This is a genomic window from Streptomyces sp. NPDC039480, assembly GCF_055597165.1.
In genome coordinates this window covers 209238-234520 of sequence record NZ_JBVITX010000006.1, presented here as the reverse complement: position 1 = coordinate 234520, position 25283 = coordinate 209238, and the positions used below count along the sequence as shown (strand labels likewise).

23 protein-coding genes are annotated in these 25283 nt (G+C 72.9%); 15 read left to right on the top strand and 8 right to left on the bottom strand.

The features are described from left to right. Nucleotides 1-39: 39 nt before the first annotated feature. The gene (gene mtnA / locus ACZ56E_RS20650) at nt 40-1107 is read right to left on the bottom strand and encodes an S-methyl-5-thioribose-1-phosphate isomerase (protein WP_471216024.1); all 1068 of its coding nucleotides are present in this window, start codon (nt 1105-1107) and stop codon (nt 40-42) included. 353 nt (nt 1108-1460) lie between these two features. Between mtnA and ACZ56E_RS20645 the strand changes: the two genes are divergently transcribed. From ACZ56E_RS20645 to ACZ56E_RS20590, 12 genes are all read left to right on the top strand, one after another. Beyond that, entirely contained in the window at nt 1461-2540 is a 1080-nt protein-coding gene (locus ACZ56E_RS20645) for a BMP family ABC transporter substrate-binding protein (RefSeq protein WP_471216022.1), read from the top strand. After that, entirely contained in the window at nt 2524-4107 is a 1584-nt protein-coding gene (locus tag ACZ56E_RS20640) for an ABC transporter ATP-binding protein (RefSeq protein WP_471216019.1), read from the top strand. The genes ACZ56E_RS20645 and ACZ56E_RS20640 overlap by 17 nt, the downstream gene beginning before the upstream one ends. A 1-nt stretch (nt 4108) precedes the next feature. Continuing rightward, entirely contained in the window at nt 4109-5209 is a 1101-nt protein-coding gene (locus ACZ56E_RS20635) for an ABC transporter permease (RefSeq protein ID WP_471216017.1), read from the top strand. Next, nucleotides 5209-6129: an ABC transporter permease gene (locus ACZ56E_RS20630; RefSeq protein ID WP_471216015.1), complete on the top strand. Its 921-nt coding sequence runs from the start codon at nt 5209-5211 to the stop codon at nt 6127-6129. Before ACZ56E_RS20635 ends, ACZ56E_RS20630 begins: the two co-directional genes overlap by 1 nt. After that, nucleotides 6126-6896 (top strand): nucleoside phosphorylase, encoded by a 771-nt coding sequence (locus ACZ56E_RS20625; RefSeq protein ID WP_468612048.1) that lies wholly within the window; start codon nt 6126-6128, stop codon nt 6894-6896. The genes ACZ56E_RS20630 and ACZ56E_RS20625 overlap by 4 nt, the downstream gene beginning before the upstream one ends. Before the next feature lie 19 nt (nt 6897-6915). Continuing rightward, a complete protein-coding gene (locus tag ACZ56E_RS20620) occupies nt 6916-8301 on the top strand; it encodes an amidohydrolase (RefSeq protein ID WP_471216013.1) in 1386 nt (461 codons plus the stop codon). Beyond that, nucleotides 8298-8915, top strand: coding sequence for a sulfite oxidase-like oxidoreductase (locus ACZ56E_RS20615; RefSeq protein WP_471216012.1), 618 nt, complete (start codon nt 8298-8300; stop codon nt 8913-8915). The genes ACZ56E_RS20620 and ACZ56E_RS20615 overlap by 4 nt, the downstream gene beginning before the upstream one ends. Continuing rightward, nucleotides 8908-9687, top strand: coding sequence for a ferredoxin reductase (locus tag ACZ56E_RS20610; protein ID WP_471216011.1), 780 nt, complete (start codon nt 8908-8910; stop codon nt 9685-9687). Before ACZ56E_RS20615 ends, ACZ56E_RS20610 begins: the two co-directional genes overlap by 8 nt. A 150-nt stretch (nt 9688-9837) precedes the next feature. Continuing rightward, nucleotides 9838-10509 (top strand): FadR/GntR family transcriptional regulator, encoded by a 672-nt coding sequence (locus ACZ56E_RS20605; protein WP_398309780.1) that lies wholly within the window; start codon nt 9838-9840, stop codon nt 10507-10509. A gap of 136 nt (nt 10510-10645) precedes the next feature. Then, nucleotides 10646-11629 carry a PAC2 family protein gene (locus ACZ56E_RS20600; RefSeq protein ID WP_468612053.1) on the top strand — a complete coding sequence of 328 codons (984 nt, stop codon included), beginning with the start codon at nt 10646-10648 and terminating at the stop codon, nt 11627-11629. Between the two features lie 223 nt (nt 11630-11852). Further along, nucleotides 11853-13610: a S8 family peptidase gene (locus ACZ56E_RS20595; RefSeq protein ID WP_471216009.1), complete on the top strand. Its 1758-nt coding sequence runs from the start codon at nt 11853-11855 to the stop codon at nt 13608-13610. A gap of 41 nt (nt 13611-13651) precedes the next feature. Then, nucleotides 13652-14251, top strand: coding sequence for a hypothetical protein (locus ACZ56E_RS20590; RefSeq protein WP_471216007.1), 600 nt, complete (start codon nt 13652-13654; stop codon nt 14249-14251). Between the two features lie 76 nt (nt 14252-14327). Here ACZ56E_RS20590 and mshC read toward each other — a convergent pair whose 3' ends face one another. From mshC to ACZ56E_RS20570, 4 genes are all read right to left on the bottom strand, one after another. Further along, nucleotides 14328-15557: a cysteine--1-D-myo-inosityl 2-amino-2-deoxy-alpha-D-glucopyranoside ligase gene (gene mshC / locus ACZ56E_RS20585; protein ID WP_398309792.1), complete on the bottom strand. Its 1230-nt coding sequence runs from the start codon at nt 15555-15557 to the stop codon at nt 14328-14330. 119 nt (nt 15558-15676) lie between these two features. Continuing rightward, nucleotides 15677-16498, bottom strand: a complete 822-nt coding sequence (locus ACZ56E_RS20580) for an SCO1664 family protein (protein WP_471216005.1) — start codon at nt 16496-16498, stop codon at nt 15677-15679. After that, complete coding sequence (locus tag ACZ56E_RS20575; protein ID WP_471216002.1) at nt 16462-17052, bottom strand: DUF3090 domain-containing protein; 591 nt, start codon at nt 17050-17052, stop codon at nt 16462-16464. The genes ACZ56E_RS20580 and ACZ56E_RS20575 overlap by 37 nt, the downstream gene beginning before the upstream one ends. 103 nt (nt 17053-17155) lie before the next feature. Continuing rightward, nucleotides 17156-17842, bottom strand: coding sequence for a histidine phosphatase family protein (locus ACZ56E_RS20570; protein ID WP_468612059.1), 687 nt, complete (start codon nt 17840-17842; stop codon nt 17156-17158). A gap of 61 nt (nt 17843-17903) precedes the next feature. Between ACZ56E_RS20570 and corA the strand changes: the two genes are divergently transcribed. After that, nucleotides 17904-18902 (top strand): magnesium/cobalt transporter CorA, encoded by a 999-nt coding sequence (gene corA, locus ACZ56E_RS20565; RefSeq protein ID WP_471216410.1) that lies wholly within the window; start codon nt 17904-17906, stop codon nt 18900-18902. 91 nt (nt 18903-18993) lie between these two features. On the opposite strand, the gene ACZ56E_RS20560 is transcribed toward corA, so the two are convergent. Continuing rightward, complete coding sequence (locus ACZ56E_RS20560; protein WP_471216000.1) at nt 18994-19782, bottom strand: ferritin-like domain-containing protein; 789 nt, start codon at nt 19780-19782, stop codon at nt 18994-18996. Between the two features lie 225 nt (nt 19783-20007). After that, nucleotides 20008-21063: an LLM class F420-dependent oxidoreductase gene (locus ACZ56E_RS20555; RefSeq protein ID WP_471215998.1), complete on the bottom strand. Its 1056-nt coding sequence runs from the start codon at nt 21061-21063 to the stop codon at nt 20008-20010. Between the two features lie 137 nt (nt 21064-21200). Between ACZ56E_RS20555 and ACZ56E_RS20550 the strand changes: the two genes are divergently transcribed. After that, nucleotides 21201-22181 carry an aldo/keto reductase gene (locus ACZ56E_RS20550; RefSeq protein ID WP_471215996.1) on the top strand — a complete coding sequence of 327 codons (981 nt, stop codon included), beginning with the start codon at nt 21201-21203 and terminating at the stop codon, nt 22179-22181. Further along, a complete protein-coding gene (locus tag ACZ56E_RS20545; protein WP_471215994.1) occupies nt 22178-24421 on the top strand; it encodes a helix-hairpin-helix domain-containing protein in 2244 nt (747 codons plus the stop codon). Before ACZ56E_RS20550 ends, ACZ56E_RS20545 begins: the two co-directional genes overlap by 4 nt. A gap of 100 nt (nt 24422-24521) precedes the next feature. Here ACZ56E_RS20545 and ACZ56E_RS20540 read toward each other — a convergent pair whose 3' ends face one another. After that, entirely contained in the window at nt 24522-25283 is a 762-nt protein-coding gene (locus tag ACZ56E_RS20540; RefSeq protein WP_471215992.1) for a hypothetical protein, read from the bottom strand.

The following is a 25283-nucleotide window of genomic DNA, read 5'->3' as shown; positions in this document are numbered from 1 at the left end:
CGACCGGGTTCCTGGGCGCCGCCCCGGGCCCTCCCCTCCTCAGGCGCCGAGGAGGCCTGACTTGCCCGGTAGGTCCCCGGTCGTCACCTCCAGTACGCCGCGCTCCGTGACGAGTGCCGACACCAGGGTGCCGGGTGTCACGTCGAATGCGGGGTTGTGGCCGCGGGAGGTCGCGGGGGCCGTGCGGGCGCCTGACCATTCCAGGACCTCGTCCTCGCTGCGGAGTTCGATGGGGATGTCGTCGCCCGTGGCCGTCGTGAGGTCGACCGTCGTCGTGGGTGCCGCCACCATGAAGGGGATGCCCGCGTGTGCGCACGCGAGGGCGATGCCGACCGTGCCGACCTTGTTGGCCGTGTCGCCGTTGGCCGCCACGCGGTCCGCGCCGACGATCGCCGCGTCGACCTCGCCGCGCAGAATCGTGCCCGCGGCCGCGCCGTCCGCCTGGACGTAGTGCGGGATGCCTTCCTGGGCGAGTTCCCAGGCCGTCAGGCGGGCCCCCTGGAGGAGCGGGCGCGTCTCGTCGGCGTACACCGTTTCGAGCCGCCCCCTGGCGTGCAGTTCGCGGATGACGCCGAGCGCCGTTCCCCAGCCGGCCGTGGCGAGGGCGCCGGTGTTGCAGTGGGTGAGGATCCGCAGCGGCCGGTCCGCGGCGGCCGGCACGCGGGCCAGGAGCCAGTCGGCGCCGTGCGCGCCCATCGCGTGGTTGGCCGCGAGGTCCTCCTGGACGATCGCGTCGGCCTCGGCGCGGACCGCGGCCATCCCCTTGTCGACGAAGGGCCGCACCCGGTCCACGCACACCATCAGGTTCACCGCCGTGGGCCTGGCCTCCCGGATCCGCGCCACCTCGGCGTCGAGGCGAGGCCGGTCCCAGCCCTCGCGTTCGGCCTGCGCCATCGCCAGCGCGACCCCGTACGCGCCCGCGGCGCCGATCGCGGGGGCGCCGCGCACGACGAGCCGGACGATCGCGTCGACCAGGCCGTCGACCGTCGTGACGGCAAGCCGCTCCAGGGCGTGCGGGAGCGCCGTCTGGTCGATGAGGGAGAGGGCCGGGGCGGCGTCGCCCTCCGCCTCCATCCACGTCACGGCGCGCAGATCCTGGCTGTTCATGGGCTCAACTCCGAAGGAAAGGGGGCGATTCGGCCACGGGAGGAGGGGTGCCGTCACCGTACCTGACGTGCTCGAACCACATTTCGAGACGTTCGTGCGGCTGTCCGAAATCCGGTGTTACTCTCGCCGCCACCCAGGACAGATCGATCCGATCCACGGTGCGAGGAGGACAGCCATGGCCGCGAAAGCCGACGCGATGCGCTGCCCCGCCGTGTCCTGCGGCCGCCGAATGCGCCGCTGCCGGCCGTGTCTCCGCTGTTGCCGCTGTTGCCGCTGAGCGACACCGCTCGCACCCGTACGACTCTCCTGTCACCGCCCCGGCCGCCCCCGGGCACCTCCACGAAGGCGATCCCATGCCCCTGCTGTCCCTGCGTACGCGTACGTCCCTGAGACTCACCGCCGCGGCCGTCGGCGCCGCCCTCCTGGCCACGGGCTGCAACGCCGCCGCCAAGAACGGGGGTTCGGGCAAGAACGGGGACGGCGGCGGAAGCGGCAAGTCGTTCATCCTCGTCACCCCCGACCCCGTCGCCCAGAACGAGTTCCTCAAGCTCGCCGTCTCCGGCGTGAAGGCGGCGGCGACGGCGCACGACGGCTCGCAGAAGGTCTTCCAGAGCAGCGACACCGACTCGCGGCAGCAGAACGTCGCCTCCGCCGTGGACGCGGCACCTGACGTCGTCGCGCTGGTCGGCTTCGAGTTCGCGGACATCGTGGCGCAGCAGGCCGAGGCCCACCCGAAGCAGCAGTTCCTGCTCGTCGACGCGTGCACGAAGAAGACGTACGAGAACGTCACCTGTGCCGTCTTCCGCGAGCACGAGGCCGTCTTCCTGGCCGGCGCCGAGGCCGGTCTCCTGACGAGGAGCAAGAAGGTCGGCGCCGTCGACGTCCTCGACACCCCGCAGTTCCGGCGGTACAGCGAGCCCTTCGCGGCGGGTGCGCGGAAGGTGCGGGCGGGCGTCGGTGCCCGGACGCTGTTCGTCGGCGGGCAGTCGCCGTTCAACGACGCGGCGCGCGCCAAGGACCAGGCGGCGACGCTCGCCTCGGGCGGCGTCGACCAGGTGATGGCGGCGGCGGCCGCGGGCAACACGGGCGTCTTCCAGGCGGCGAAGTCCGCGAAGGGCAAGGGCTTCCGGGCGTACGGCGTGGACGCCAACCAGTGCCTGACCAGCCCCGGTGTCGTCGTCGACAACGTGCTCAAGAAGACCGATGTCGCCGTGGAGAAGGGCATCGGCCGAATCCTCGACGGCAAGGGCGGCACCACCGTGTCGTACGGCCTCAAGGAGGGCGGCATGTCGCTGACCGGCCTGGAGCCGGGGCTCGCCGACTCCAAGTGCCTGATCGCGGAGCCCGCCAACAAGGACGTGCTGAAGCGCGTCGAGAAGCTGCGCGACGACATCGCCGCCGGAAAGCTGACCGTCGATGACCCCGCCGCCTGAGGACACCGGCGCCCCGTTCGCCGTCGAACTGCGGGGCATCACCAAGGAGTTCCCCGGCACGCTCGCCAACGACCGGGTCGACCTGACCGTGCGGCGCGGTGAGATCCACGCCCTGATGGGGGAGAACGGCGCGGGCAAGTCCACGCTGATGTCCGTCCTGTACGGGCTGACGCGTCCGGACGCCGGGCAGATCCTGCTCGACGGGCGCGAGGTGTCCTTCGCGAGCCCGAGCGAGGCGATCGCCGCGGGCCTGGGCATGGTGCACCAGAGCTTCAAGCTGTTCCCCTCCTTCACGGTCGCGGAGAATGTCGTGTACGCCGCCGAACCGCGGCGTTTCGGCCTCGTCGACCGGGCGGAGGCGGTCCGGCGGGTGGGTGCGCTGGCCGCGGAGCACGGGCTCGCCGTCGACCCCGCGGCGAAGGTCGGGGACCTGCCGGTGGGCGTGCGCCAGCGCGTGGAGATCCTCAAGCTCCTCCACCGCGGCGCCCGCACCCTCATCCTCGACGAGCCGACCGCCGTCCTGACCCCCGCGGAGGCGGACGCGCTCTTCGGTGTCCTCCGCTCCCTCGCGGACGAGGGCCGTACCGTCCTCCTCGTCACGCACAAGCTGCGCGAGGTCATGGAGGGCAGCGACCCGGTGACGGTGCTGCGCGACGGGCGGGTCGCGGCGCGCCTGCGGACGAGCGACACGAGCGCGGACGGCATCGCGGCGGCCATGACGGGACGCGCGGTGGAACTGGACCGGGTGCATCCGTCGGGCTCGCCGGGCGGCACGGTCCTCGCCGTCGACGGTCTGACGGCGGACGGGGTGCGCGACGTGTCGCTCACCGTCCGCGCCGGGGAGATCGTCGGCATAGCGGGCGTCGCGGGCAACGGCCAGTCCCAACTCATCGAAGCTGTCACCGGGTTGCGGCCGACCGTGGCGGGCCGGGTCACGCTCGCCGGGCACGACGTCACGGACGCGTCGGCCGCGGAGCGCCGGGCCGCGGGCCTCGCATACGTCCCCGAGGACCGCGCGGCCGTCGGCACGGCACCGGCCGCGACGATCGCGGAGAACCTCGCCATGGGCCACCACCGGGGGCACGGCCTGCTGCGCCCCGGCCGACTCCGCGAGCACGCGCGCGTGCTCGTCGAACGGTTCGGCATCAAGGCGGCGTCGCCCGGGCACGCGGCGGGCTCGCTCTCCGGCGGCAACCTGCAGAAGCTCGTCATCGGACGCGAACTGGCCCACGCATCCCCGCTGTTGATCGTCGAGCAGCCCACCCGCGGGGTGGACATCGGCGCCGTCCAGACCATCCACGACCACCTGGTCGCACACCGCGACGCGGGCCACGCGATCCTCCTCGTCTCCGCCGAGCTCAGCGAGATCCGCGGCCTGTCGGACCGGGTCCTCGTGATGTACGAGGGGGAGATCGCGGCCGAGTTCACCCGCGAGGAGGCGGACGAGCGGCGGCTGGGCCTCGCGATGGCGGGCGGCGCGCCGACGGGCTCCCCCGACTCCCCCGGCTCTCCTGCCGAGGCAGCCACCCCGCCCGCCGCACCCGCGCCCCTCAAGGAGACCCCCTGACATGACCGTCGAGAGCCCCTCCAAGGGACGCTCCGTCGCGGGGCGCACCCTGCGCTCCGTCGCGGACGGTGCCCTGCGCTCCCCCGCCCTCCACTCCGTCGTCGCCGCCGTCCTCGTCGGGGCGCTCTTCCTCGTCGGGACCGGGGCCGATCCCCTCGGGGCGTACGAGTCCGTCGTCAGCGGCTCGCTCGGGCCCGACGGGATCGGGTCCACGCTGACCACCGGGACCAGCATCCTCGGCCTCGCCGTCGCGCTGGCCGTGCCGATGCGGGCGGGCCTGCTGAATTTGGGCGGCGACGGACAGCTGGTGCTCGGCGGGATCGCCGCCGCGGCCACCGGCCTCCACGTCCCGCTGCCCGCGCCGCTCGCCGTCGTGGCCGCGCTGCTCGCCGGCATGCTGGCGGGCGCCGCCTATGCCGCGCTCGCCGCGCTCTGCCAGAACCGGTTCGGTGTGCCGCTGCTGGTGAGCAGTCTGCTGCTCAGCTATCCGGCGATGTCCTTCGCCTCGTACCTCGCGCGTTTCCCGCTCAAGGAGGAGGGGTCGAGCCTGCCGCAGACCCGGCGGCTCCCGGAGGGCGTGGAGCTGCCCGCCTTCGGCTCGTCGACGGTCACGGTGGGGCTCGTGCTCGTCGTGGTCGCCGCGGGCGTCTTCGTCTTCACGGACGCCCGCACGGCCACCGGTTACGAGATCCGCATGACGGGGCTCAACCCGCGCTTCGCGGCGTACGCGGGCGTCGACGGGCCTCGGCTCACGCTGCGGCTCATGGCGGTTTCCGGAGCCGTCGCCGGGCTCGTCGGCGCGATCGGCGTGCTCAGCTTCCCGTACCGCTTCATCGACGGTTCGCTGACCGCGGCCGACGGGCACACCTGGACCGGTCTGACGGCCGCGCTCCTCGCCTCCGCCGCGCCGGTGGGGACGGCGGTCGCCGCGCTGTTCTTCGCCGCGCTCGACGTCGGCGGCCTCGCCATGGAGCGGGCCACGGAGGTGCCGCGCGAGCTGACGCAGGTCCTCCAGGCCGTCGTCATCGTCTTCCTGGCCGCGCGCCTCCAGTTCACCTGGCGACGTGCCAAGAAGTCCGTACGCCCCGAGGGGGACCTCTGATGTCCGTCGACTCCGCGCTGTTCCACTCGGCGCTCCTCGCGCTCACCCCGATCCTGCTCGCGGCGCTCGGCGGCGCGATCTGTGAACGGGCGGGCGTGTTCAACATCGGGCTCGAAGGCATGATGCTGATCGGCTGCTTCAGCGCGGTCGCGGGCAGCTGGTTCACCGGCAGCGCCTGGCTCGGTGTCCTGTTCGCGGCCCTGTCCTCCGCCGCGTACGCGATGATCCTCGCCGTGGGGACCATCACTCTGCGGGGCGACGCCGTCGTGCTCGGCGTCGCGCTCAACCTGCTCGCGGTCGGCCTGACCGGCTTTCTGCTGCGGACCGTCTTCGGCGTCCAGGGCACGTTCTCCGACCCGGACCTCGCAGGCCTCGGCGGCGTCGACCTCGCCTTCCTCGGTCCCGTCCTGTCCGGGCACTCGCCTCTCGTCTACATCTCGTGGGCGGCCGTCGCCGTCGCCGCCGTGTTCCTCGCGCGCCATCCGTGGGGGCTGCGGCTGCGCGGGGTCGGCGAGGCGCCGGACGCGGCGGCGACGCTGGGGGTGAGCCCGGCGAAGTACCAGTACGCCGCCGTGCTCGCCGGCGGCCTGCTCTGCGGTCTCGCGGGCGCCCAACTCGCCCTCGGCAACGTCACGTTGTTCTCGGAGAACATGACGGCGGGGCGCGGCTGGATCGCCGTGGTCGCCGTCATGCTGGGCCGCGCCCGGCCGCTCGGGGTGCTGCTCGCCGGGCTGCTCTTCGGTGTCGCGGAGGCGGTCGGGTTCCGGCTGCAGGGCAACGGTCTGCCGCAGCAGGCGACCGACGCCGCCCCCTATGTGGTGACCCTGGTCGCCCTCTTCCTGTCCACGGCGCGCCGCAGGTCCACGGCGCGCGGCAAGCGCTCGCAGCGCCCCAAGTCTCTGGTAGGAGCATCCTCATGACGTCGCTCATCGACGCACTGCCCGTCACCCGTGTGCCCCGCGCAGGCCTGCCCGCGCAGGCGGTCGTCGTCGGCGACCCGGGCCGCGCGGCCGCCGTCGCCGACCTCCTGTCCGACGCGAAGGAGGTGTCGTACCACCGCGAGTACCGCACCTTCACCGGCACCTGGCAGGGCACTCCGGTCGTCGTCGCCTCGCACGGCGTCGGCGCGCCCGGCGCGATCCTCCTCTTCCAGGAGCTCGCGGAGGCGGGCGTCACCACGATCCTGCGGCTCGGCACGGCGGGCGCGATCCGCCCCGGCATCCGCGACGGCGACCTGGTCATCGCGGACGCGGCGGTGCGCGACGACGGGGTGACGCAGCAGCTGATCCCCGCCGAGTACCCGGCGTTCTCCGCGCCGGAGGCGGTGCTCGCCCTGCAGCGCGCGGCACGGTCGGCCGGTGCGCCGCACCACCGGGGCGTGGTGTGGACGCGGGCCGCGTTCCAGCCGGGGTTCCTGCCGCTGCCCGGCGAGGCGTACGCGGCCGCCGGGATCGCCGCCATCGAGATGGAGCTGTCCGCGCTCCTCGTCTTCGCCTCGACGCACGGTCTGACCGCGGGCGGCGCGCTGGTCGTGGACGGCGCGAACGCCGACGAGCTGGTCGACAAGGAGGCGCCTTTCTCGACGGGGGCCTACGACCCGCACCGCGACGTGGTCGCCGACGGGGTCGACCGGGGCGCCCGGATAACCTTGGACGCGCTGCGCCTGCTGGCCACGGCCGAACGCTGAACCATGGAGAACGGAACCGATGCAATCCACTGATCTGCCGGCCCAGGACCGCGGCGGCTCCATAGACCTGCTGGTGCACGGCGGCGACGTGCTGACCGTCGACGCGGCGGGCACCCTCGTGACCGACGGCGCGGTCGCCGTCCGCGGCGGCCGCATCGTGGAGGTGGGCCCCGCCGACCGGCTGCGCGCCGCGTACGAGGCGGCCGAGGAGATCGACGCGCGCGGCTGCCTCGTCCTGCCGGGCCTCGTCAACACGCACACCCATCTCGCGATGACGCTGCTGCGCGGCATCGCCGACGACGTCACGCTCCAGGGCTTCCTGGCCCGGGTGATCCCCCGCGAGGCCGAGCTGCTGTCGCCGGACACGGTGACGGCGGGCATCCGCGGCGCCATCGCCGAGTCCGTGCGCGGCGGCGTCACCACGGCGCTCGACATGTACTGGTTCCACGAGGCCGCCGCGGACGCGGCCCGCGACGCCGGATGGCGGCTACTCACGGGACCGACGTTCATGGACGTGCCGGAGCCGCCGGACGGCCGCCCCTACGGCGAGCGGCTCGGCTGGGCGGCCGCGCACCTGAAGGCGCACGCCCCGGCGCCGGGCACCCGCCCGGTCGTCTTCGCGCACTCCGCGTACACCCTGAACCCCGAGCAGCTCACGGCGATCGCGGCGCTCGCGCGGGAGCACGGCGCGCTGCTGCACCTCCACGCGGCGGAGAACGCGGGCGAGGTGGCGACCGTCACCGAGCAGCACGGCATGCGCCCGGTGGAGCTGCTCGACTCACTGGGCGTGCTCGGCCCCGACACGCTGCTCGCGCACGCCGTCGACCTGACCGACGCGGAGATCGCGACGCTGGCCCGCACGGGCACGGGCGTCGCGCACTGCCCGGTGTCGAACCTGAAGCTGGGCTGCGGCATCGCGCGCGTGCCCGAGCTGCTCGACGCGGGCGTCACGGTGGGCCTCGGCACCGACGGCGCCGTGAGCTCCAACACACTGGACCTGCTCGGCGCGGTGCAGGTGGCCGCGCTCGTGCACAAGGCGGGCGGCGACCCGACGGCGGTCGGCGCCGAGCAGGCGGTGCGGATGGCGACCATCGAGTCGGCGCGGGCGCTGGGCCTCGGCGACCAGCTGGGTTCGCTGGAGGCGGGCAAGCGCGCGGACCTGATCGTCCTCGACCTGGAGCGGCCGCACCTCACGCCCCGGCACGACCCGTGGTCGATGCTCGCGTACGCCGCGTCGGCCGCCGACGTCCGGGACACTGTGGTGGAGGGGCGCGTCCTGATGCGCGGCCGCGACCTGCTCACCCTCGACGAGCCGGCCGTCCTGCGGGCCCTGCGGGACGCGGCGACGACCTCTGAAGCGACACCCCCTGAAGCGACAACCTCCGAAGTGGCACCCTCCGTATGACGTTCGAACCCACCCGCGGCTTCACCGGCCGCGCCCGCGCCGCCGACCGCGACCCGCGGCTGCCGCCGGGGCAGTACGACGCGGGCGACGGCTGGCCCGTCCTGTCCGCCGAGGTCACCCCGCGCCTTTCCGCCGCCGACTGGACGTTCCGCGTCGACGGCCTGGTCGCGGCCCCGCGCACCTGGACCTGGGACGAGGCGCACACCCTGCCCGCCTCCGAGTACCGGGGGGACATCCACTGCGTGACGAGCTGGTCCAAGTTCGGGGTGCGGTTCGGCGGAGTGAGCCTGGACACGTTCCTGGCGGCGGCCCGCCCGCTCCCCGGCGCGACGCATGTCATCGCGTACTCCCACACCGGCTACACCACGAACCTCCCGCTGGCCGACGTGACGGGCGGCAGGGCGTGGATCGTGTGGGAGTACGGCGACGAGCCGCTGCCCGCCGAGCACGGCGGTCCCGCCCGTCTGATCGTCCCCCACCTCTACTTCTGGAAGAGCGCCAAGTGGGTCGCGGGGCTGCGGCTCTCCGACCGCGACGAGCCGGGCTTCTGGGAGCAGAACGGCTACCACCACCGGGGCGACCCGTGGGCCGAGGAGCGCTACTCCGGTGACTGAACCTTCGTACACCGCCTCATCGACGCCGACGCCGGCGCCGTTCGTGCCGCCCACGGCGTTCGCCGTGCCCGGCCGCATCGCGGTGAGCAATCGCTCCGCCGCCCTGTGGCAGCGCGCCACCGTGCTGGAGATCCGCCGGGAGACCCCGGCCGCCTCGACGTTCCGTCTGAAGGTGCCCGAGTGGCAGGGGCATCTGCCGGGCCAGCACCTGATGCTGCGGCTCACCGCCGAGGACGGCTATGTCGCCCAGCGGCACTACTCGATCGCCTCCGCCCCCGACGGCAGCGGCGAGATCGAGCTGACCCTCGACCACGTCCTGGACGGCGAGGTGTCGGGGCATCTGCACACCGTGGCGCGGGTCGGCGACACGGTCGAGGTGCGCGGGCCGCTGTCCGGTTTCTTCGCCTGGCCGGGCGACCGCCCCGCGCTGCTTCTCGGGGCCGGTTCCGGCGTGGTGCCTCTGATGTCGATGGTCCGCCACCACCGCCTCGCGGGGCTCGACGTGCCGCTGCGCCTCATCGTCTCGGCGCGCACGCCGGAGGACCTGATCTACGCGAACGAGTACGGCGACGAGACCACCGTCGTCCTGACCCGCTCCGAAGGCCGCCTGAACGCGGCCCACTTGGCGCCGTTCCTGGCCGCTGCGGGGCAGCCCGATGGCGGCTGGGAGGCGTACATCTGCGGCTCCAACGGTTTCGCCGAGCACGCCTCGCGGCTGCTGGTGGACGGCGGCCAGCCGGTGGACCGGATCCGGATCGAACGCTTCGGCTGACGCCGGGCTTCCCGGACCTCCCTCAGGGGACATAATCAGCTCACACATCGGATGTCTGTTGATTCTGTCTGTTGATTGTGTCTGTTGATTCCCTGATCGATTTCCGAGATCGATTCTCTGATCGATCCCCGACTCTTGAGGCGAGGTCCCATGGCGGTCACCGACGAGGCCATCGAGAAGATCAAGGGCATGATCGTCTCGGGCGCGCTGCGTCCCGGTGACCGGCTGCCCAAGGAGAGCGAACTCGCCGCCGAGCTGGGCCTCTCGCGCAACTCGCTGCGCGAGGCGGTGCGCGCCCTCGCCCTGATCCGCATCCTCGACGTGCGCCAGGGGGACGGCACGTACGTCACCAGCCTGGACCCGCAACTCCTGCTGGAGGCGCTGAGCTTCGTCGTCGACTTCCACCGCGACGACACGGTCCTGGAGTTCCTCGCGGTGCGCCGCATCCTGGAACCGGCGGCCACGGCGATGGCGTGCGCCCACATCACGGAAGCCGAACTGGACACGCTGACCCGGCAGTTGGACGCCCTGGGCGACGCGCCCTCCGTGGAGGAGCTGGTCGCCTGCGACCTGGAGTTCCACCGCGGCATCGTCCAGTCGTCCGGCAACTCCGTCCTCTGCTCCCTCCTCGACGGCCTCTCCGGCCCCACCACCCGGGCCCGCATCTGGCGCGGTCTGACCCAGGAGGACGCGGTGAGCCGCACCCTGCACGAGCACCGGGCGATCCTCACCGCGCTGCGCGACCGCGACGCGGAAGCGGCCAGGTCGTGGGCGACGGTGCACATCGCGAGCGTGGAGCAGTGGCTCCGCTCGACGCTCTGAGACCGCGAGGCGGCCGTTTCCCGGCGCCGAGCGTGGGCAGTGATCACGCACTCCCCCACGCAAGGGGGCTGCGGACGGACCCCGCCGACGCCGTAAGGTTGGGGCGTACGCAAGGGAACATCGGAAGGAGGCCTGGGTGATCGAGCTCGAGGGGGTTCCCGAGCTGGTCGACCCGGTCATGGTGGCCGCGTTCGAGGGCTGGAACGACGCCGGTGACGCCGCCTCCGCCGCGGTCGCGCATCTCGACAAGGAGTGGAAGGGCGAGGTGTTCGCGGCGCTGGACGCCGAGGACTACTACGACTTCCAGGTCAACCGTCCGACGGTCTGGCTGGACGGCGGGGTGCGCAAGATCACGTGGCCGACGACGCGGCTCTCGGTGGTCCGCGTCGGTGGCGACAAGCCGCGCGACCTGGTTCTGGTGCGGGGCATCGAGCCGTCCATGCGCTGGCGCTCGTTCTGCAACGAGATCCTGGGCTTCGCGCACGAGCTGGGCGTCGAGCTGGTCGTGATCATGGGTGCGCTGCTCGGTGACACCCCGCACACCCGCCCGGTTCCGGTCAGCGGCGTGACGTCCGACCCGGACCTCGCGCGCACCATGGACCTGGAAGAGACCAAGTACGAAGGGCCGACGGGCATCGTCGGCATCCTCCAGGAGGCGTGCACGCACGCGGGCGTCCCGGCCGTCAGCCTCTGGGCGGCCGTCCCGCACTACGTGTCGCAGCCGCCCAACCCGAAGGCCACGCTCGCGCTCCTCAATCGTCTGGAGGACCTGATCGGGCTGCGCATCCCGCTGGGCGAGCTGGCCGAGGACGCGCGCGCCTGGCAGGTGGGCGTGGACCAGCTGGCCGCCGAGGACAGCGAGGTCGCGGAGTACGTCCAGTCGCTGGAGGAGGCGCGGGACACCGCGGAGCTGCCGGAGGCGTCGGGCGAGGCCATCGCCCGCGAGTTCGAGCGGTATCTGCGGCGCCGCGACGGCGGCGACGGCGCGGCGTACCTGCGGGACACGCCGAGCGACCGGACCCGGCCGCCGAAGCCGAAGCCGACCCAGCGGCCCGGCCAGGGCACGGAGGGCGAGAGCGACAACGACGACTCCGGTTCGGCCGATTCCTCGGACGACTGAGGGTTCGTAGCGCTTTCAGCACGATGGGACGGCACCCGTGCGGGTGCCGTCCCATTGCGTTGCCCGTGGCCGAATTGCACGGGGTTCCCTCTTCAACTTCCCTTCAAACACTGTTGCTCAAAAGAGGGGTGGACGGCGCGGCTCTGCCGTAGCAGGGTGTGCCCCGGAAACCTGGCGCAGCGCACAGCACGGCACCCGAAGAAGTGAAGGGAGCGGTGAAGCGATGACCGAGCAGGCAGACCCGGCGCGGGACCCAGGAGCCGGCGGACCGGGCCCCGACGGAATGGGATTCACCTACCGAGAAGCCGTCCAGGAGCTGATCGTCGTCGCCCGGCCCGAGGCCCGGCTGCGCGCCGGGGAGCGGGACGTCCGCTCGGCCTCCGGCTCCGACGTGTCGGCCCTGAACATGTTCCTCTCCGACGAACAGCTCTCCCTGGAGCCGCTGTTCGGCAACGAAGAACGGCTGCGGGCCGCGGCGCCCCCGGCCGCGGACGACGAGGACATCCCCGACCTGGCCCTCTTCTACCGCGTCCGCGGCGGCGAGGACCGGTCCGAGGAGCTGCGGGCGCGGATGGCGGCGCTGCCGGGCATCGACACGGCGTACGTCAAACCGGGCGCCGTCCCCGCCTCCATCGACCCGTCGCCCACCCAGCCGCACGACCTCGACGACGCGACCCGGCGCCGCAAGGAGGGCATGCCCGTCACGCCCGACTTCACCAGCCGCCAGGGCTATCTGGAGCCGGCCCCCGAGGGCATCGACGCCCGCTGGGCGTGGCAGCGGATCGGCGGCTCCGGTGAGGGCGTCACCGTCATCGACGTCGAGGGCGCCTGGCAGCTTCGCCACGAGGACCTAGCGGCGAAGCTCGCGGGTGTCGTCGTCGGCACGCCCATCCAGGACGTGGCCTGGCGCAACCACGGCACCGCAGTGATCGGCGTCCTCGGCGGCGACCGCAACAGCCTCGGCGTCACCGGCATCGTCCCGGAGGCCGTGACGGCGGCCGCCTCCTTCCAGCCCCTCGGCACGGCGGCCACCATCCACGCGGCGGCCGAGCGGCTGAACCGCGGCGACATCATCCTCCTCGAACTGCACCGCCCCGGACCGAAGTTCGACTTCGAGCCGCGCGACGACCAGAAGGGCTACATCGCCATCGAGTGGTGGCCCGACGACTACGCCGCGGTGCGCCACGCCACCGCGAAGGGCGTGCTCGTCGTGGGCGCGGCGGGCAACGGCGCCGAGTCCCTGGACGACGCGGTCTACGAGCACCGGCCCGAGGGCTTCCCGTCCTGGTGGCGCAACCCCTTCAACCCGACCAACCGCTCCTCCGGCGCGGTCCTGGTGGGGGCCGGCGCGCCGCCGCCCGGCACGCACGGCCGCGACCACGGCCCGGACCGCTCGCGCCTGGCGTTCTCCAACTACGGCGCCCGCGTGGACGCGCAGGGCTGGGGCCGCGAGACCACGACGACCGGCGGCTCCTGGGACCGGCCCGGCGACCTCCAGGGCGGCGCCGACGAGGTCGCCTGGTACACCGACACGTTCTCCGGCACGTCCTCCGCGTCACCGATCGTCGTCGGTGCCCTGGCCGCGCTGCAGGGCATGCTGAAGGCCGCGGGCCAGCCGCCGATGACCCCCGACCGGGCGCGGGCGCTGCTGCGCTCCACGGGGTCGCCGCAACAGGACGCGCCGGGCAGGCCCGCGTCGCAGCGCATCGGCAACCGCCCCGACATCAAGGCGGCGGTCACGAACCTGCTGCCGTCGGCGGTGGGCTCGGGGCAGGCCGAGCGGTACTGGGACGAGCTGCTCCCTTATCCGCCGGAACTCCCGCCGCGGCTCCGGCTGTTCGTGGCCGGGCAGTGGCGCAACCTCGACAACCCGTCCCCCGAGACGCGGCAGGCGGTCCACGCCTCCTTCGCCGGGGGCCGGCCGGACGTACGCGTCTGGTTCTCGGACGACGAGGTCGTCGGCCTCGTCGTCACAGGCTGAACCGATCAACCAACCAATCAGTGAGGGAAGGTGGCACAGGCATGAGCACCACCCCGCAGATGAGTCAACAGGGTCAGCACCAGGGACAGCAGCAGTACGGGCAGCAGCAGTACGGCCAGCAGCAGAGCCCGAGCACGGCCCCGCCGCGGCAACAGGGGCAGCAGCAGTACCAGCAGCAGCCCATCGGCCAGCAGCAGTACGGCTCCCAGCAGGGCATCCAGGGCCAGCAGGGCATGCAGGGTCAACAGGGCATCCAGGGCCAGCCCGGCATGCAGCAGGTCCCGCCGCAGTTGCGTCAGCAGCTGCAGCAGCTCGGCCAGCAGCAGCCCTTCCAGCACCTGCTCCAGCAGTTCGGCCAGGAGCAGCAGGAGCAGCAGATCCCGCAGGCGCACGCGCCGGAGATCTCCACCCAGACGCTCGCGTCCAACATCGCGACGGCGTTCTGGGACGTCGTCCAGCCGCTCCCCGGCCAGGCGGACATCCTCTACCTGCACATCGACAACGCCTGGCGGGCCTTCGTCAACCCCAGCCCGCACACCCGCGACGAGGTCCAGGAGGCGTACGCCTTCGGGCAGCAGGTGATCGGCTACTACGACATCAACAACCCCGGCTACCTGCTGGCCATCGTGGTCACGAAGTGACCCTCGTGTGAGTGAACGGAGGCGCCGGGCGGAGAATTCTCCGCCCGGCGCCTCGGCGACGACAGCCGCAGTACCGCTACAGGGCCACTCCGAGGAGCGCATCCACCGCGCGCGACACGATGCCGGGCGCACCCTCGTCCGTACCGCCCTCGGCGTCCTGCCGCGCGGCCCAGCGGTCGACCGCAGCAAGCGCCTTGGGCGCGTCCAGGTCGTCGGCGAGGGCCTCGCGGATCTCCTCGACGAGCGCCTCGGCGGCGGGCCCGTCGGGACGGGACACGGCGGCACGCCAGCGGCCGAGCCGCTCGACGGCCTCTTCGAGGACGCCGTCCGTCCACTCCCAGTCCGCGCGGTAGTGGTGCGCGAGGAGGGCGAGGCGGATCGCGGCGGGGTCGACGCCGTCGCGGCGCAGCTTCGACACGAAGACGAGGTTGCCCTTGGACTTGGACATCTTGGCGCCGTCCAGGGCGACCATGCCGGCGTGGACGTACGCCTTGGCGAAGGGGTGCTCGCCGGTCAGGGCCTGGGCGTGGGAGGCGCCCATCTCGTGGTGCGGGAACGCGAGGTCCGATCCCCCGCCCTGGATGTCGAAGCCCATGCCCAGGTGGTCCAGGGCGATGGCCACGCACTCGATGTGCCAGCCGGGCCGGCCGCGGCCCAGCGAGCCGCCGTCCCAGCTCGGCTCGCCGTCGCGGGCTGCCATCCAGAGCATCGGGTCGAGCGGGTTCTTCTTGCCCGGCCGCTCCGGGTCGCCGCCGCGCTCGGCGGAGAGCAGCTTCATGGCGGCGGCGTCGAGCCCTGACACCTCCCCGAAGTGGGGGTCGGACTCGACGGAGAAGTAGACGTCGCCGTCGAGGTCGTAGGCGGCACCCAGGTCACGGAGGCGTTCGACGAGCGGCACGATGCCGGGTATCGCCTCGACGGCTCCGATGTAGTGCTGCGGCGGCAGGAGGCGCAGCGCGGTCATGTCCTCGCGGAACAGGGCGGTCTCGCCCTCGGCGAGCTCGACCCAGTCCTTGCCGTCGCGGTTGGCGCGTTCCAGGAGCGGGTCGTCCACGTCGGTCACGTTCTGGACGTAGTGAACCTGCCGCTTGGTGTCGAGCCACACGCGCTGCACGAGGTCGAACGCGTTGTAGGTCGCCGCGTGACCCATGTGGGTGGCGTCGTACGGAGTGATGCCGCAGACGTAGATACGGGCGACGGGACCGGGGTCGAGGGTGACGAGTCCACCGGTCGCGGTGTCGTGGATCCGGAGGTCGCGGCCCTTGCCAGGAAGGGCGGGGACCTCAGAAGCGGGCCAGGCATGCATGCCCTGAGCCTAACCGGACGGGGCGTCCGTATACGAGTGGGGATCATCGGAAGGCTGGCCGATCCCGCACTCTTGCGCGTTCGGCCGGTGTGTGCGGGGCCCGGTGCGGGCCGCTCGGGTCAGACCGGTGGCCAGGGAATCGCGGGCCAGTCGCCCGTCGGTTCCGGGTGGCGTCCCGACTCCAGCAGGGCGGCAACCCGCGCGCGCAGCGCCTCGGTCTCCGCGGCGGTGATCAGCCCGCTCAGCCGCTCGGCGAGCGCGGCACCCTCCTTGAGGCCGTCCTGCAGGGCCTGGAGGGCGTCGACCGCCTCCTCGGGCAGGGGCTCCCCCGCCCACCCCCACAGCAGCGTCCGCAGCTTGTTCTCGACGTGGAAGGTGACGCCGTGGTCGATGCCGTACAGCCGGCCGTCGGCGGGCAGCAGGTGGCCGCCCTTGCGGTCGCTGTTGTTGATCACGGCGTCGAGCACCGCGAGGCGGCGCAGGCGTACGTCGTCTGCGTGCACCAGGAGCGCCGTCCGCTCTTCGTCGACCTGCGCGAAGCCGACCGCTTTCCAGCCCTCGCCCGGTTCGTCGCCGTCGACCAGGGCGAGCAGCTCCGCATCGCCCGAGGCCTCGATCCACAGCTGGCACATGCCCTCGCCGTGCGGTCCCGTCCGCAGGACCGTCGGCGGCACCAGGTCCCAGCCGGTGGCCCGCGACACCTCGTACGCGGCGACCTCGCGCTGCGCGAGCGTGCCGTCGGGGAAGTCCCACAGGGGGCGCTCCCCGGCGACCGGCTTGTAGACGCAGGCGGCCTCCTGTCCCTCGTACGCGACCGTGCAGTACAGCACCGCGTTCGAGGCCTCGCGGATGCGGCCGCGCACGGTCAGCTCCCCGTGGGTGAGGAGCGTGACGGGGTCGACGCTCACGCTCCCCGCCGGTATCCGTTCTGGCGCGGGCATACATGTCCTTCCGGGTCGAGCGGGAGGCTGCACAGCGGGCACGGCGGGCGGCCCGCGTTCACGACGTCGAGGGCTCTTTTGGCGAAGGCGCGGGCCTGGGCGCCGGTGAGGCGGACGCGCAGCATCGGCGGGCCGTTCTCGTCGTCCTGCAGAAGCCTTTCCTCCGCGGCGGCGAGATCGTCTTCCGTGTCGGCGTCCAGCTCGACGAGCGCCTGGGCCTCGACGACCATCCGCTCCTCCTCGCCGTCCCAGGCGAGCGCCATGGTGCCGACCCGGAACTCCTCCTCCACGGGGGAGTCGAGCGGCGCGCTGTCGGCGACCTCGGTGGGGGCGACGGCCGGCACGGGAGCGCTGCCCCCGCTGCGGCGCACGACCTCGTCGAGGAGTTCCTCCATGCGCTCGGCGAGCGCGGCCACCTGGGTCTTCTCCAGGGCGACGCTGGTCACCCTGACCCCCGCGGAGGCCTGGAGGAAGAACGTACGCCGTCCGGGCAGCCCGACCGTTCCCGCGACGAAACGCTCCGGGGGGTCGTAGAGGAACACCTGACGGGACACGACCTGTCTCCATTGGATCGACTGCAAGAGGGCTGCTGCTTCAAAGGGCTGCTTCGACCGCGAGAGGGCTGCCGCAACCGCTTCACCCTACTGCGGGCGACGATCACGGTGCGCCCGCACCGCCCCCGACTGTCGCATCGCCGCTCGGCGGCTCCTCGCGCGGCGCCAGCGAGGCGAAGTCACCGGTGTCCCCGAGGCGTACGAGGAAGGGGCGCAGCCGGGTGTAGCGGATGACGGTGACGGAACAGGGCTCTACGGAGATGCGCTGGAAGAGGTCGAGGTGGAGACCGATGGCTTCGGCGACAAGGGACTTGATGATGTCGCCGTGCGAGCACATCAGGTACATGGCGTCCTCGCCGTGCTCGCGCTCCACGCGCGCGTTCCACTCGCGGACCGCCTCGGCCGCCCGCGTCTGCATGGCCCGCATCGATTCGCCGCCGGGGAACGCGGCCGCGGAGGGATGCTGCTGGACGACCTCCATCAGCGGCTCGTCGGTGAGCTCGGCGAGCTTGCGGCCCGACCAGTCGCCGTAGTCGCACTCGCCGATGCGGTCCTCCGTGTGCGCCTGGAGCCCGGGCCGGGCGGCTAGGAGCGGCGCGACGGTCTCCTGGCAGCGCTGCAGCGGGCTCGTGACGACCTCGGCGATCGGCAGGGCCGCGAGCCGTCCGGGCAGCGCGGCGGCCTGCGCGGCGCCCCGCTCGTCGAGGGCCACGCCGGGGGTCCACCCGGCGAGCAGACCGGCGGTGTTGGCGGTGGAACGTCCGTGCCGGACGAGTATCAGCGTGGGCATGCGGACCAGCCTAAGCGCCGAGGAAGTGCAACCCCCGGGGTGGCTGGGAACAATGCGCAGTGTGATTGTCGACTGTGCCATCTATCGCGAGGGGCGCCGCAGCGAAGGCCCCCAGGACTTTTCCGACGCCCTGGGGGAGGCGCGGGCGACGGGTGACGCCTTTGTGTGGATCGGGCTGCACGAGCCGACGGCGAAGGAGTTCGACGAGGTCAGCCAGGAGTTCGGGCTGCACCCGCTGGCCGTGGAGGACGCCCTCAAGGCGCACCAACGGCCCAAGCTGGAGGTCTACGACGACTCGCTGTTCATGGTCCTCAAGCCGGTCGTGTACGAGCCGGACAGCGACACGGTCTCCTCCGGCGAGGTCATGATCTTCGTGGGTGACTCGTTCGTGGTGACCGTCCGGCACGGCGAGGGTGCGCCCCTCGGTGCCGTGCGCCACCGTCTGGAGGCCGATCCGGACGTTCTGAAGCACGGCCCGACGTCGGTCCTGTACTCCATCGCGGACGCCTCTGTGGACCACTATCTGGAGGTCGCCGACGAGTTGCAGGCCGACCTGGAGATCCTGGAGGCGGAGGTCTTCTCTCCGGAGGGCGGCCGTTCGCGCCCCACGGCGTCGCGGATCTACACCTTCAAGCGGCAGATCCTGGAGTTCCGCCGGGCCACCGGGCCGTTGTCGCTGCCCGTGGCGCGCCTCTCCGGAGCGGGCCCCTTCAGCCCCTCCGTGCCTTTCGTGGACGAGACGGCGCGGCCGTTCTTCCGGGACGTCAACGACCACCTGACGCGCGTCAACGAGTCCGTGGAGGGCCTGGACCGGCTGGTGTCGGACATCCTGTCCGCCCATCTGGCGCAGATGAGCGTCCGGCAGAACGACGACATGCGGAAGATCTCGGCCTGGGCCGCCATGGCGGCGGTCCCCACGATGATCGCGGGCGTCTACGGCATGAACTTCGACCACATGCCGGAGCTGCACTGGTGGTGGACCTATCCGGCCGTGCTCCTCCTGATGGCGGTCCTGGAGGTCGTCCTGTACCGGATGTTCAAGCGGCGGGGCTGGATGTAGCACCGGGTTCGGCGCGAGCGGCATGCCGGTGTGAGTGGCAGCCCTGTGCGAGGGGCAGCCCTGCGCGAGCGGCGTTCCTGTGTGAGCGGCGTCAGGCGAATTCGGCGGCCGTCGTCGCGGGGCCGCCCAGCGCGTCGCGCCGCCGGGGCGGCTTCAGGGAGACCATCCGCCGCCAGCCGCCCGCCCTCTCGTAGCCGTGCAGGGCGTGGACGCCCGCGGCGAGCAGCTGCCGCTTGGCCGGGGTCCAGCCGAGCAGGCGCCCCATGCGCTCCATCACCGCGAGGCTCACGTCGCGGTGGACGCGGATCTCGGCGAGCGCGCAGTCGCGCAGCGTGCGCTGGATGGCGGGGCCGTGTCCGGCGTACGCGAACCGCAGCAACTCCTCGTGGCAGTACGCCAGGTGGTTGTCCTCGTCGTGGGAGATCATCCGCACCGCGCGGCCGATGTCCGGGTCGTCGGCGAAGTACCTGAGCAGCAGGCGCATCTGCTCGGAGGCCCGCTGCTCGGTGACCCTGCTGTGCGCGAGGTACGTGACGATGTCCTGCACGGTGAGGGGCTCGGTGGCCTTCAGCCGGTCGTGCGCGAGACCGATTCCGTGTCGCTCCAGGAGCATCGTGTAGTCGGTCTCGGGCGGGACGTCGACGGGGCGCAGGCCGCGCTTCTTCAGCAGGGCGTGGAAGATGCGGCCGTGCTTGTCCTCGTCGGCGCCGTGCCGGGCGATCTTGGGGGCGAGCGCGCGCTCGGTCTCCGGGACGAGCGCGGCGATGCGCCCGTTCTCCCAGCCTCCCTGGGCCTCGCCGCCGGCCGCGATGGAGCAGAAGAGCCGGAACGACTCGTCGTCGTCGAGGATCTCCTTGAAGACACTTCTGGCCGACAGCATCACTGGCACCTCCATGCCCTGCGCGGACGGACCTCCGCGAAAGACGAGTCAAGTGCGAGGTCCCGCAGGGGGCAACAGGTGTACGGGTCGGCTCCGCCGAACGAAGGACAGCGGCACCGCCACGAGGCCGTAACCGTGGGCTCGGTGAGGCGTTGTTCCTCGTGACGGCCGTGGCGGGGAAGACCCCCCGAGCCCCCACCACGGCCGCGGACTTCGTTCCAACCGCTACGCCAGACCGGCGCGCTCCAGTGCCTCCGTGCCGGCTCGCAGCGCCGTGATCCGCTCCTCCAGCGTGAAGCCGGCGGGGGCCAGCGTCAGCGTGGTGACCCCGGCGGCGGCGTAGGCCTGCATCCGGTCGGCGATCCGGTCCACGGAACCGAGCAGCGTGGTCGAGTCGATCAGCTGCTGCGGCACGGCGGCGGCCGCCCCGTCCTTGTCGCCCGCCAGGTACTTGTCCTGGATCTCGGCGGCCTCCTTCTCGTACCCCATGCGCTGCGCGAGCTGGTTGTAGAAGTTCTGCTTCCGGCTGCCCATGCCACCGACGTAGAGGGCGGTGTACGGCCGGAACATGTCGGCGAGGGTGCCGACCTGAGAGTCCTCGCCGACGGCGAGCGGCAGCGTCGGGACGACGTCGAAGCCGTCCATCGTCCGGCCCGCCTTCTCGCGCCCGGCGCGCAGGTGCTTGATCGCCGTCTCCTCCAGATGCTCGGCGGCCGGGAAGATCAGCAGCGCGCCGTCGGCGATCTCGCCGGTCTGCTCCAGGTTCTTGGGGCCGATCGCGGCGACGTACAGCGGGATGTGCTCGCGCTGCGGGTGGACGGTCAGCTTGATGGGCTTGCCGGGGCCACCGGGCAGCGGCAGCGTCCAGTGCTCGCCCTCATACGAGAGGCGCTCCCGGGTCATGGCCTTGCGGACGATCTCGACGTACTCACGCGTGCGTGCCAGCGGCTTGTCGAACTTCACGCCGTACCAGCCCTCGGAGACCTGCGGGCCCGATACGCCGAGGCCGAGCCGGAAGCGGCCGCCGGAGAGGGAGTCGAGGGTCGCCGCCGTCATCGCGGTCATCGCCGGCTGCCGGGCCGGGATCTGGAAGATGGCGGACCCGATGTCGATGCGCTCGGTCTGCGCGGCCACCCAGGACAGCACCGTCGCCGCGTCCGAGCCGTACGCCTCCGCCGCCCAGCAGACCGCGTAACCCAGCTTGTCGGCCTCCTTGGCCACGGCGAGATTGTCCGCGTCCATCCCCGCGCCCCAGTAGCCGAGGTTGATCCCGAGCTGCATGACAGATCCCCTTACCGCTGTACTCATGAGTAACGTCCCTGTGCCGGGGACTGTAAAGGGTGACCGAGTTCTCCACAATCACTGGTTCGTCCACAGGCCCGCCCGCCGCCGAGGTCCGGCCAGTAATCTCAGCGCCCATGGAGCAGAGGCATCTCGGCCGCACCGGCCTTCGCGTGTCCCGCATCGGACTCGGCACCCTCACCTGGGGTCACACCGAGGAGAACGACGCCGCCGAGCTGTTGAAGGTGTTCTGGGAAGCGGGCGGCACCCTCGTCGACACCGCCGATGTGTACGGCGACGGGGAGGCCGAGTATCTGCTCGGGCGTCTGGTCGAGCGACTCGTGCCCAGGCGCGACCTGATCATCGCCACCAAGGCGGGCAGCGTCCCGGACCCCGAGCGGCGCTTCGACGGCTCGCGCGGCCATCTGCTCGCCGCGCTCGATGCCTCCCTCACCCGCCTCAACACGGACTATGTGGACCTGTGGCAGGTGCACGCCTTCGATCCGGAGACACCTCTGGAGGAGACGCTGCAAGCCCTCGACATAGCGGTCAGCAGCGGGCGGGCCCGCTATGCGGGGGTCTCCAACTTCTGCGGCTGGCAGCTCGCCAAGGCCGCCACATGGCAGCTCGCACCGCCCGGCACCCGCACCCGCCTGGCCAGTACGCAGATGGAGTACTCCCTGCTCCAGCGCGGCGTCGAGCGCGAGGTGCTGCCCGCGGCCATCGACCTCGGAGTCGGCCTGCTGCCGTCCTCGCCGCTCGGCCGGGGCGTGCTCACCGGGAAGTACCGCCACGCCACCCCCGCCGACTCGCGCGGCGGTTCGGATCAGCTGGCGCCCTTCGTCGCGCCGTACCTCGACGACACGGCGAGCCGCATCGTCGACGCGGTCGCGACGGCCGCCGACGGGCTCGCGGCCACCCCGCTCCAGGTCGCCCTCGCGTGGGTGCGGGACCGCCCCGGAGTGACGGCCCCGATCGTCGGCGCGCGCAACGCGCAGCAGCTCACCGCCGCGTTGTCAGTGGAGACCCTTAGTCTTCCTGACGAGATCTGCCGGGCGCTCGACGACGTGTCGGCGCCGGTGCACCGCTATCCCGATCACGACTGGAGCACGCTGTGAGTACGGAACCCGCTGCCGCGGAGGACCCCGAGGCCGCTGCCGCGGAGCAGGCGGAGTCGCCCGGCGCGGAGGAAGCCACGCCGGACACCTCTGAGACGCCGGAGACGCCGGAGACGTCAGAGGCACCGCAGGCGCAGGAGGGAGAGGTCGAGGGCGAGGCCAAGGCCGAGGGCACCGAGCTGTCCGAGGCCGAGGCGGAGATCGCCGCCCAGCGCGAGCTGCGGGAGCGGATCGAGCAGCGGAAGGCGTCGAAGCAGGGGCCGATCGGGGCCGGGGCGAAGCTGAGCGGGACCGCCGCCGATCTGCTGGCCGCCGTGCGGGCCGTGGAAAGCGGCGAGAAGCCCGTCGCGAGCGCCTTCCGTGATCCGCAGCCCGCGCCGCGCAGGCCCGCGCCGTCCGCCGCCCCGGAGCCCGTGCGCCCGCAGCAGCCGGAGCTGTCGCGGGCGCCCGCGACGGAGACCGTCGAGGCCGTCGCCGCCGTGCTCGCCGAGGGAGGCGCGCCGGCCGCCCTCGCGGCGCCGGCGGCGGCCGCGCTCGGCGAGGGCGCCGACGGGCTGCTGCGCGAGGACCCCTGGCAGTTGCTGCGGGTCGCCGGGGTGCGGCCGGAGCAGGCCGACGGGTTCGCCAGGGCGCTGCTCGGCCCGGAGTGCGGCCCCGACGACGAGCGCAGGGGCCGTGCGATCACCGTGTGGCTCCTGGAGCAGGCCGCCCTCGCCGGGCACACGGCGCTCGACTCCGCGGCGCTGACCGCCGCGCTCGGGCAGCGTGCGGTGCCGGATCCGGACGCGGCCGTGCAGAGCGCGCTCGCCGAGGGCGACGCCCTGGTCTTCCAGGACGCCCTCGAAGGGGCCGAGGTGCCGGTCCGGCGCCCGGACGACGAGGGCGCGCGGGACGCCGAGGGCGACGAGGAAGGCGCGGCCGAGGAGCCCGCTCGCCCGGTCCGCATCCTGATCGGCCTGGAGAGGTACGCACTCGCGGAGGAGAGCCTCGCCGACGGCCTCGCCCGGGTGATCAACTCCCTGCCCAAGGAGGACGGCTCCGGCCCCCGTGACGCCGACTGGGAGGCCGCCGCCGCGCAGACGTCGGGGACCGCCGCCGAGCTGATCCGTGCCGTCGCCGGGCACGGCCTCGTGCTGCACTCCGGCGGCGAGGAGGCCCGCGCCGAGCCCGCCGCACTGGTCGCCGCGGCCACGGCGCTCGGCCTGCGGGTGTGCGCCGCCGCCCACAGCGCCGACGGACGCCGTCGCCTCGCGCGGGCGACGGGCTCGGAGGAGACCGCGGTGACCGTGGCGGGCCTGCTCTCCGGAGGCCAGGGCCCCGGACGCGACGCGGACGGCGCGCTCGCGCTCGACCTCCTGGTCGTCCTGGACGCACCGCAGCTGGACGTGGAGACCGCCGCGATGCTCGTCGAGTCGCTGCCGGACGGTGCCCGCCTGGTGCTCAGCGGCGACCCCGGCGTCCTGTGGTCGGCGGGCCCCGGCCGGGTCTTCGCCGACCTCCTCGCCGCCCGCTGCTGCCCGCAGGTCGTCTCGCGCACCCCCGACCCGGGCCCCCTCGGGGAGCTGACGTCCGGCATCGGCATCGGCGAGCTGAACCAGGTCGAGGCGCCCGGCAAGGAAGTCGTCCTCGTCCCGGTGCGGGACGCCGCCGAGGCGATCCACCGCACCGTGCAGCTCGTCGCGGACTCGGTGCCGAGGGCGATCGGGGTGCCCGCGGAGCAGACGCAGGTCATCACGCCGGGACACGGCGGCGCGGCGGGCACCCGCGCGCTCAACACGGCGCTGAAGGAACGGCTGAATCCGGGCCCCGGCCGGTTCGGCGGCTTCGACCCGGACGACCGCGTCGCGCACGCGCCCGCCCCGGGCCGCACGACGCTCGGCCGCGTGGTGGGGGCCGACGCGGAGGGGCTGCACCTGGAGTGCGACGGCGCCCCCGTCGTCGTACCCAAGGAGCGGGTGGAGCGGGAGGTGCGGCACGCGTGGGCGCTCACCGCGCACCAGGCCACGGGGCAGCGCTGGCCCGCGGTGGTCGTGGTGCTGCCGGGCGACGCCGCGCAGGCACTGACCCGCCCCTGGGTCTACACCGCGTTCAGCCGCGGGGAGCGGCATCTGTCGGTCGTGCAGGGCGTGGAGCAGGCGCTGCCGCGCGCGGTGGCTGAGCGCCTCTGGAAGGACCGTACGACGCGTCTGCAGACGCTGCTGCGCCCGCAGGTCCCCGCGGAGCCGGCCGCGGCGGCCTGAGCCGGGCCGACCGCGACCGCTCGCGCGAGAAACGCGCTCGCCGCCCCCCGAGGGGAGCGGCGAGCGCAGGAGCGATTCAGCGATTCACCACGGAGGCGCGTCAGCGACGAGCTGTCGCGTCGGTGTCGTCGCTGTCGTCGGTCTCGTCGATGTCATCGCTGTCGTCGTCGACGTCGTCGATCTCGTCGAGCGGCACCGGCACGTCGGGATCGATGTCGACGTCCGCGTCGAGGCCGCCGAGTCCGTCGTCGTCCGCTTCGTCGTCGAAGACCACGCTGACGTCGAAGCGGCACACGACCCGGTGCGGGTCGGCGTGGTCGAAGGGGGCGTCGAGCCACTCCCCCGGCTCGGCGGGGGTGTCCACCGCGGTGACCCAGAGCGTCGAGTCGCCCTCCTCCAGGCCGAACTCCTTGTGCCGGGAGGAGATCTCGTCCGGTTCGAACTCGCCGAAGAGGACGCCGAGTGCGCTGTGCACGGTGTCGGCCGAGCCGTTGCTCCCCGCGCCGCCCGCGTCGAGGTCGGCGACCCGCTGGGCCTGGGCCAGGAGCCGCTGCGGCTCCGCCACGGTGTAGTCGCGGCGGATCAGCACGCTCAGCGCGTTGGCCTCCTCCGGGCCCTGGTAGGGCGGCAGCGCGTCATCCGTGCCGGGGATCTCGAAGGGCGTGACCTCGTCGTAGCGGTCGTAGAGGAGCTCGTCGTACTCCTCCGCCGCCGCGGCGAGTTCGTTGAACGCTTCGTAGACGGCCGGATCGTCCTCGCCCGACCTGCGTTCGACCGCGGCCAGGTGGCGGTCGAGCGCGGTCTTGACCGCCTCGGCGGCGGCACGTACCTCGGCAGCGGTGGGCTGCGCAGCATCAGACAT